The organism is Candidatus Zixiibacteriota bacterium (assembly GCA_035380245.1).
Taxonomy (GTDB): domain Bacteria; phylum Zixibacteria; class MSB-5A5; order GN15; family FEB-12; genus DAOSXA01.
In genome coordinates this window covers 1-9902 of sequence record DAOSXA010000014.1, presented here as the reverse complement: position 1 = coordinate 9902, position 9902 = coordinate 1, and the positions used below count along the sequence as shown (strand labels likewise).

General features: G+C 50.8%; 5 protein-coding genes. All 5 read left to right on the top strand.

The annotated features are described in order from the left end of the window. Nucleotides 1-511: hypothetical protein (locus tag PLF13_14735; protein HOP08525.1), on the top strand; the 511-nt coding region annotated here is incomplete at its 5' end. Between the two features lie 353 nt (nt 512-864). Further along, complete coding sequence (locus PLF13_14730) at nt 865-1074, top strand: transcriptional regulator (protein HOP08524.1); 210 nt, start codon at nt 865-867, stop codon at nt 1072-1074. Continuing rightward, nucleotides 1071-3965, top strand: coding sequence for an SNF2-related protein (locus tag PLF13_14725; GenBank protein HOP08523.1), 2895 nt, complete (start codon nt 1071-1073; stop codon nt 3963-3965). The genes PLF13_14730 and PLF13_14725 overlap by 4 nt, the downstream gene beginning before the upstream one ends. A gap of 20 nt (nt 3966-3985) precedes the next feature. Then, nucleotides 3986-7342, top strand: a complete 3357-nt coding sequence (locus PLF13_14720) for a site-specific DNA-methyltransferase (GenBank protein ID HOP08522.1) — start codon at nt 3986-3988, stop codon at nt 7340-7342. A gap of 12 nt (nt 7343-7354) precedes the next feature. Then, the coding region (locus tag PLF13_14715; protein ID HOP08521.1) for a DEAD/DEAH box helicase family protein at nt 7355-9902 on the top strand (2548 nt) is incomplete at its 3' end.

Genomic DNA, 9902 nt, shown 5'->3' with positions numbered 1-9902 from the left:
GAGCCAGCTAGCGCCGAACGGCTGGAGGATCAGGGTCACCCCAAACCGTGCCGAATACCACCGCCCCGACCATTACTCGGATGTTTTCGAGAAGCCCTTCGCCGAATGGTTCATATTCGAGAGGACCGAAGAGTACGGCGAAGACCATAATCCGTCCAGGTTCTCGCTGCTTTTCATATGTGCGGACGGCGCCGCGGCTTATCAGGCGCTTTATCTAGAGAACAGGATGGCTCCGAAGATTCTGGCCATAATCCAGCCGGGGGAAGCCTTCGGCTGTAACTGGACCGACTTCACCAGAAGATGGCAGATAATGGCCCGGTCGGTCTTCTACGGGACCAACCCTCTGCCCGAATATGTCATAAACGGAGGCATAGGCCGCAGCGAATTCTACAGAGCGCCCATCTGGCCGGAATACTCCGAGTTTGTCAAGAAATTCAATATAGGTGCAAAGTACTTCAGGATCTGGAAGAGGTCGGTAAGAGGGGCAAGAGATCGGTATGAATTAGGTTGAATCGCCAATGAAAGTGAAAGACACTTTAGAATGAATATCATTTATCTTAACAACAAATATTAGAAACATTAGTAATTGAAGTTAGAAACTAGTTAATACACATAACCTTAATGATTTCCTTTTTCTAAACCTCTTGTGATAACATGATTTTGAGCGTCCTTTATGGTCTTGGGTTTATTCAATAGTTGATCCATTGAATTCTTTTGAGATATTTTTCGAGACAGCATAAGGACAGTTTTCAACTACGGATTTAGGCGCAATGTAAAACGGAGTTTGTCACGAGAAAATGAGAAAATTTGTTGTGAACGCTTTCTTTTAAGCAGGAAGGCCAATAAATCTGAGGAGATAGAAAAATGGCCAAGATGGAAAATCGTTTGCTATCAGTAGATGAAGGAGGCAAGTACCTCTGTGTCAACCATGCCAGTGTTTCCCGCCGGATGGTTACGAAGTCGGTACCAGCTAATCGTATGGGCCATCTTCGGGAGTTCAAAGAAGACGAAGTTGACGAGTGGGTCAAGGCTGGCGGTGCGGTGGATCTCAAAAAGAAAGATTTGAAAGAATGATTACAGACTACCATGCAAGCTACTACGCGCATGAATTGAGCCGGGTCGGCGGCTCTGGTGTCGATCGTCTTGGCCGTGCGTTATTTGATGCGTGTGTAGACCTCAATCCTCACCAGATTGAAGCAGCCCTTTTCGCATTACGCTCACCTCTTTCAAAGGGTGTGTTGCTCGCTGATGAAGTTGGCCTTGGCAAGACCATCGAGGCAGGTCTTGTGCTATGTCAATACTGGGCGGAACGCAGACGAAACATTCTAGTTGTCAGCCCTGCCTCTCTCCGGAAGCAGTGGGCATTGGAGCTCTCCGAAAAGTTCAACTTACCATCCATCGTTCTGGATGCAAAAATCTATAAAGATCAGCAAAAGCGTGGTGTTCCGAATCCTTTCAGAGACAAGCAAATTATCATTTGCTCCATGCACTTTGCCGCCAGCCGAGCGGAAGAACTCAAAGAGATAGCCTGGGATCTTGTGGTTATTGATGAAGCCCACAAGCTCCGTAATGCCTATCGTGAAAGCAATCGGCTAGGTCAGCGTATCCGTTGGGCAACAGAAGATCGCAAAAAGCTTCTTCTGACGGCCACACCACTGCAAAACTCCCTGCTCGAACTCTATGGCCTTTCGACCCTGATCGATGACCGGCTGTTTGGTGACTTGGCATCTTTCAGAACGCAGTACATCAACTATGGCGGTGATATTTCCGGCCTGCGGGAACGCCTGGGCGCATTCTGCTGGCGTTCGCTCCGTAGCCAGGTTATCGAATTCGTGCGCTACACCGAGCGCAAACTCATTACCCGACCGTTCAAGCCCACGGAGCAAGAGCACAAACTGTATGAGGCGGTTTCCAGCTATCTCATGCGTGACGAAACCTATGCGCTTCCATCTGGGCAAAAACACCTACTCACACTTCTTGTTCGAAAAGTTCTCGCGTCCTCGCCTCATGCCGTTGCTGGAACGCTCGAGATCATGCGTGATCGTCTGCTGAAGCTAAGAGACGAAATCAAGCAAGATGCGGGCGCTCTGGACCTTATGATTTCCGGTGAAGATATTGATGACGACCTTCTCGATGAGATTCTCGAAGACGAAGAGGATGCATCTCTGGACGATGAAACCTCGACGCCTGAGAAGGAAACTGAGCTGCAGGTCAAGAAGATCGACCTGGAAAAGCTAAATGCCGAAATTGACGAGCTTACCGACTATATTCGTTGGGCCAGAAGCCTCGGTATCGACACAAAAACCAGAGCGCTACTGAAAGCCTTGGATATCGGTTTCAGTGTCATGAAAGAAATGGGAGCAGCCAAAAAGGTGGTCATCTTTACCGAATCTCGGCGGACCCAGAACTGGCTGAAAGATTTCCTAGAAGGGAATGGCTATGCCGGTCAGGTGCTTACCTTCAATGGCACTAACAAGGATGATGTCTCCGGGAAGATTTATCAGGAATGGCTTGTCGCCAATAAAGAATCAGGTCGGGCGACTGGCTCTCGACAAGTGGATCTTAGAGCAGCAATCATTGATCGATTTAGGGAGCAGGCGAGTATCTTAATTGCAACAGAGGCAGGAGGTGAGGGGCTTAATCTTCAGTTTTGCTCGGCTATTGTCAATTTTGACCTCCCCTGGAACCCTCAACGCATTGAACAACGGATAGGACGATGCCACCGCTACGGTCAAAAACACGACGTTGTGGTTATTAACTTCCTCAACGAGCGTAATGCTGCCGACAGACGTGTATATGAGTTACTGGAACACAAATTCAATCTGTTTACAGGCGTATTCGGCGCCAGTGATGATGTTCTCGGCTCCATTGAAACTGGGGTAGATTTTGAACGTCGCATCTTGGAAATTTACCAGGGGTGTCGAAGTGAAGAAGAAATTCAGGTTGCATTCGAGAGATTACAGGCGGATCTGGAAGAGCAGATCAAAACCAAGATGGGTGATACACGTAAAATGCTGCTGGAACATTTTGATGAGGATGTGCACGACCGGCTGAAAGTGAATTTGACTGGGACTCAGGAGCGATTGGATCGCATCGGACGTTTGTTCTGGATGGTCACTCGTTATATTTTGAACAATAACGCTGACTTTGACGATAAAAGCTTCTCGTTCTCCCTCCATAACAGTCCTGTCGCGAATGTTTCGGATGGCCACTATCAACTGATTTCTAAAACGCAGGATAATGTTCTTGGCGAATACCTGTATCGCCTGAGCCACCCGTTAGGGGAATATGTCATCCATGAAGCAATAAAAAAATCTTGTCCGTTTGCTGAAGTGGTTTTTGACATCACCGGTCATTCAACCCGCATTGTGGTTGTGGAAAGGTTGAAGGGAAAATCAGGATGGATGAGCCTCCAGCATCTGCACATCGACTCGTTTGATTCCGAGGAGTATCTACTTTTCTCGGGAATGGACGATGCGGGTAACAACATCGATCAGGAAACCTGCGAAAAGCTATTTAACTGCAACGGTCAGGTCCGTGCCATTGCCGCGATTCCGGATTCCGCCAAAGAACGCCTCATGCGCGATCAGGAGCGCCATGCCAAGGCGACCCTGGCCAAAAACCTGGAGGAGAACAACCGCCACTTCTCCGAGGCCCGCGACCAACTCGACAAGTGGGCCGAGGACATGGAAATGGCGGCGCAAAAAGAATTGGACGATACCAAGCGTCAGATCCGCGACCTGCAACGGCGCAGCCGCCAGGCTCCTACGATCGAAGAGCAGCACAGCCTGCAGGAAGAAATCGCCAAGCTCGAGCGTAAGAAGCGCACTTTGCGCGAGCGGATCTTTGACATCGAGGACGAGATTGCTAAAAAGCGCGACCTTCTCGTGGAATCGCTCGAAAAACGGATGCAACAGAAAACAATAGTCACACCGGTTTTTACCATCCGGTGGCGAGTCATTTAATAAATCAGGAGATGATAAGGATGCCATCCACCGAGCAACTTCGAAACCGTCTTTTGAAAAAACTCTCTGAGCTTTTCCGACTGGACCAACCGGACCTTGATTTTGGCTTCTACCGGATCATGCACGTCAAGGCGCAGGAAGTTCAGGACTTCATCAGCACCGACCTTCTGAAAATCGTGGCGGATGCCTTCGGTGATGTGGACGAGGCCCGCAAGGTCGAGCTGCAGGCTGCCTATGAGAAGGCCATTCAGACCGCCAAGGATTTCGGCGCACCCAATCCGGAAGAGACCGAGCCGGTCAAAAAGGCCAAGGCCGCGCTGGATGCGGTCAAGAATACCGCCAGCGCCGAGGCCGATGTTTATGACCACCTGTACCGCTTCTTTGAGCGCTACTACGACGACGGCGACTTCATCTCCCGCCGATATTACACCCGCGAAACGCCCGGCAAGGCCGCCCCCTTTGCCGTGCCTTACAACGGAGAGGAAGTAAAACTGGTCTGGGCCAACATGGATCAGTATTACATAAAGAGCACCGAGTTTTTTTCCAATTTCACCTTCGATCTCACACAGTCCGACGAAGTCAGGAAGATGTCGAAGGAGGAGCGGGTACTGAATAACATCCCCGATTTCCCGCTCAAGGTCCATTTTCGCGTCGTCGAGGCCACCGAGGGCGAGCATGGCAACGTCAAGGCCTCCGAAGCCAACAAGCGGTTTTTCATTCTGCATGCTGAAAATCCCGTCGCCCTGACCGAAACCGGCGAGCTGGTCGTCAATTTCGAATACCGGCCCGATCCGGAAAAAACCGGCCAGGAAAAAACCTGGCGGGACAAGCGCAACGCTGAGGCGGTGGAGACAATTCTTCAGCGTCTCCAAACCATGGCTGCCGCCTGTGGCTCACACGAAAAACAGGCCGCGGAGTATCTGCGTTTGCTCAAGGTTCTCGCTCCAACCGACAGCGACAAGAATCGCCCCGTACTGGCAAAGTACGTGAACCAGTACACGGCTCGTAACACCATGGACTATTTCATCCATAAGGACCTGGGCGGATTCCTGCGCCGGGAGCTGGACTTCTACATCAAGAACGAGGTCATGCGCCTCGACGATATCGAAAACGCCGAAGCCCCGGCGGTCGAAAGCTATCTGGCCAAGATCAAGGTGCTGCGCAAAATCGCGGGCAAGCTGATCGACTTTCTGGCCCAGCTTGAGAATTTCCAGAAAAAGCTCTGGCTAAAGAAGAAGTTCATTATTGAAACCAACTACTGCATCACTCTCGATCGGGTTCCGGAGGAACTCTACGCGGAAGTGGCGGCCTGTGACGCTCAGTGTGAAGAGTGGATCAGACTGTTTGCCATTGACGAAATTGGAAACTCGCAAAGAGCCACTAAGGCGCAAACTGGGGATTTGTTCGGTGCGAAAGAGATCGAGTTTACAAGACCATTGGAAGTCGAGTTCCTCAAGGCGAACAACAAGCTGGTGCTGGATACCCGCTTTTTCGATGACAGTTTCAAAGCCAGGCTGTTGGCGTCGATTGAAAACTTTGATGAGCAGTGCGATGGCCTGCTGATTCACTCGGAGAATTTTCAGGCGTTGTCTCTTCTAAAAGGTGCGTTCGAAAAAAGAGTTAAGTGTATCTACATAGACCCACCATACAACGCGAAATCATCAGAAATACTATACAAAAACTCATACCGTGACTCTTCATGGCTTAGTCTTATGGATAGCAGGCTGCAATTAGCTAAGTGTCTTCAAACTTCAGACTCTGTTCTAACCGTTGCAATCGATGAAGTTGAGCAGGAAGTTCTTGGGCAACTGTTATCACAACACTACCAAATCCATGAAAAAAGTTGCATAGCCGTTAACCATAATCCTTCAGGTCAGCAAGGTGACAACTTTTCTTTTACACATGAATATGCATATTTCATTTATCCGAAGCCAGGAAGATATATTGGCGAACAACTTAGAGAAAATGAAGCAGATTGGGACGAGCGAAATTTTAGGGATGTGACAGGCGACGATTCTTTAAGAGAGGCGGGTCCAAACTGCTTTTACCCCATTATTGTTAAGAATGGAGAGATAGTTGGGTTTGGAGATGTGTGTCCAAAGGACTTCCATCCAGAAATTAACAAGAAATTAGATGGCGACGTAATTGCTATATATCCAATTGACCCTGAAGGTATTGAGCGGAAATGGCGATTCGCACGCAATACAGTTGAAAACGTAAAGGATGAGCTCAAAGTTCACTATCTAAAAAAGAGAGATGTCTTTGATATTAAGAGGCTTAAGAAGAAATTCAATTTTAAGTCAAACTGGGTGGATTCGAGATATTCGGCGAATAACCATGGCACTCAACTCCTTAACCAAATAATACCAAAGGCTCCGGCTTCGTACCCAAAATCACTTTTTACTGTAAAGGACTCGGTTGTCGCCGGTACCAATGAAAACAAAGCAGCTATGGTACTTGATTATTTCGCCGGTTCTGGCACTACTGGCCACGCCGTAATCAACCTCAATCGTGACGATAGGGGCAAACGCAAATACATCCTCGTTGAAATGGGTGACTACTTCGACACGGTGCTCAAGCCCCGAATCGCCAAGGTGGTCTATTCCGAAAACTGGAATGACGGCAAACCCACGGCGCGTCATACCGGTGTTTCCCACTGCTTCAAATACATCCGCCTGGAATCCTACGAGGACACGCTCAACAACCTGCGCCTCGACCACAACCCGCAGCGCAAAAAGGCGGTAGCTGTTAATCCAGCGCTCAAGGAAGACTACATGCTCCGCTACCTGCTGGATGTGGAGACGCGGGGTAGTCAATCGCTGCTCAACATCGATGCTTTTGCTGATCCGACCGGCTATACCCTGGAGGTAAAAAAGCCGGGGACGGACGAGTACGCAACCCGTGCGGTCGATCTGATTGAGACCTTCAACTACCTGATCGGTCTACGCGTGCTGCACACATCCGTGCCGCAACCCTTTCAGGCGACCTTCAAGCGTATTACGGACCCGGGGCTGCCCAAGGACCAGCAAACCAAGCTGGTGGTGGATGACCGCATCCGGCCGTACGAAGGCGGCCCATGGTGGTTCCGTAAGGTCGAAGGCTGGGTGCCCAAGGACCCGGCCAATCCAAACAATGGTCAGCAGGAAAAGGTCCTGATCGTCTGGCGCAAACTCACCGACGACATCGAGCAGGACAACCTGATGCTGGATGAATGGTTCCAGAAGAACCGCTTCAGCACACGCGATTTCGAGTTCGACACCATCTACGTCAACGGCAGCAACAATCTGCCCAATCTGAAGCTGGATGACGAGAACTGGAAGGTCCGCCTCATCGAAGAAGAGTTCATGAAGCGCATGTGGAATGGCGATAACACATAAGGAGGCGGTGTGATGCCACGTCATAAATTCCGCGACAAGTTATTGCTCAATCAGTGGCTCGTCAGTCTGTTCGGCATCGATCCGCTTGCCGAACACAACGTAAATGGCAAAGTGGTTCGCCCCTTTCACAAATTGGCCGAACCCATCCGTGATCCGCGCCTGGAAGGGTTGGACAAGGATAATCTGCATTTCTTCTACCACCATCTCGGCGATAGCCCGCTCTTCAGCTATGCCGATCCAATGACTGATTTCCCGGGCTTTCGCATCAGTCGCGATATGCTCTTGACCTATGAGCAGAACATTGTCCGACATACCCAGGCGATCAATGAAAAGCGTCGCCGGCCGGTGGTATGGAAATATTACCAGTGGCTCACCCTGCTATTTGTCGAGATCTATCTGGATCGTTTCTTCGGTAACCGCGAGGGTCTGCTAAACGACCTCAATATGTTTGTTGAACGTTTCAACCGTCACTGGGACGATTACACCGATGTGCCGCCTTACAACGAGGATGACCTGAATAAGCTCTGCATGCAGAACGCCACCGGCAGCGGCAAGACGCTGCTGATGCACGTCAACCTGCTGCAATACCGGCACTACGCCGCAAAGCATGGGAAGGATAAAGAACTCTCCCGGGTCATCCTGCTGACGCCCAACGAGCGTTTGTCCGAACAGCATATTTCTGAGTTCCGGGAAAGCAATATCTCTGCAGGCAGTTACCTGCAATCCCGTGGCGGTCTGTTCGCTCTGGCCCAGGGCCTTGAGCGTGTGGATGTGCTGGAAATCACAAAACTTGCCGATCAGGAGGGACCAAACACCATCGCCACGCGAAGCCTGGGAGATCAGAACCTGCTTCTGGTTGACGAAGGGCATCGAGGCATGAGCGGCAAAGAGGAAGGCGTCTGGTTCACCCGACGTTCAGACCTTTGCGCCAAGGGGTTTACCTTTGAGTATTCGGCCACCTTTGAGCAGGCTGTTCAGGCATCAGGCAATGCCGATTTTGAGAACAGCTACGCCAAGACGGTCGTTTTCGATTACTCCTACCGGTGGTTCTATGAGGACGGTTTCGGCAAGGATTATCAGATCCTGAATATGCCGAGCACGTTCGCGCAGGTCCAGTTTGATTACCTGACAGCCTGTTTACTCAAATTTTATCAGCAACTCCGCATCTACGAGGAAAAAGCAAAAGATTTCGAGTTATTCAACCTGGAAAAGCCGCTATGGGTGTTCGTGGGTAGCACGGTTTCGAAAGCAAAAGGCGGCACAAACGACGAGAAGATCGTTGCTGCTGACGTTGCCCAGATCATCTGTTTTATTGCAAAGTTTCTTGAAGGACAAGCCAACAGCCAAGCGACAATTAATGCCTTGTTAACCGGCGGAGGGCAAAGGCTGGGACTTCTGGATCAGCACAGCAACGACATCTTTGCCGGGGCCTTTAACTATCTGGCCCGGGCCATGAATGGCGGCGAAACCGTTGAAGCCCTCTACCGGGATATTCTCGCCAGGCTGTTCAACCATGCCGCAGGCGGTCATTTGTCACTGGATCGCATCAAAGGCGAATCCGGCGAAGTGGCCTTGCGTGTGGGCACGAACGAGACGCCCTTCGGTCTGATCAACGTCGGTGATGCCAAGAGCCTGTGCGACCACGTGGCCGAAGTGGCAAAACAGAACAAAACACAATTGACCGTGGAAGACAGTGATTTTACCGAGGCGATGTTTGCCTCCGTGAAGGATTCAACGTCACCGATTAACCTGCTTATCGGTTCCAAGAAATTCGTTGAAGGTTGGGACTGCTGGCGAGTCAGCACCATGGGCCTGATGCATGTCGGAAAGTCGGAAGGCTCGCAGATTATACAGCTCTTCGGACGCGGTGTCCGCTTGAAGGGTTATGAGTGGAGCCTTAAGCGCAGCGGCCATTCCCATGCTCCGCTCCGGCCGACCTTCATTGAGGAGCTGGAAACCCTCAACGTGTTCGGGATCGAAGCCGACTTCATGGAGAAGTTCCGCGAGTTCCTCAAAGAGGAAGGCCTTCCCGGAAACGAACGCTGCAAGATCATTACCATCCCGCTCAATGTCACCTATGACTTCGGCAAGAAGCTCAAAATCCTCCGCCCTAGGCGGAAGGCCTCGGACGGCAAGGAATATGACTTCAAGAAAGACGCAGCGGTACCCACTGTCGGGGATATACCGGACTACATGACGCACAACACGGTAGTCGCCGACTGGTACCCGCGCATTCAGGCCATGCAGTCACGCGGTACACCCCTGGCGAACCAGAAGGACAAGGTGTCGTTGCGTGAACAGCATTTGGCTCTGCTGGACATAGACAGTCTCTTTTTCGAGCTGGAGCGGTTCAAGCGCGAACGGAGCTGGTACAACCTGAACATCACCAAGGATGGCATCCAACGTCTGCTGGGGGACCCGAACTGGTACACGCTCTACCTGCCCGAAACCCGTCTGAATCCGGAAACCTTTGATGGCGTGCTCTTGTTGCAGCAGGTGGCGTCTGAGCTTCTGAAGCGGTACTGCGATCACTACTACAACTATCGCAAACGGGAATACA

Excerpts from the sequence above, each read along its gene's own strand:
- PLF13_14730 (HOP08524.1), top strand. The coding sequence starts at position 865 with ATGGCCAAGATGGAAAATCGTTTGCTATCAGTAGATGAAGGAGGCAAG.
- PLF13_14725 (HOP08523.1), top strand. The coding sequence starts at position 1,071 with ATGATTACAGACTACCATGCAAGCTACTACGCGCATGAATTGAGCCGG.
- PLF13_14720 (HOP08522.1), top strand. The coding sequence starts at position 3,986 with ATGCCATCCACCGAGCAACTTCGAAACCGTCTTTTGAAAAAACTCTCT.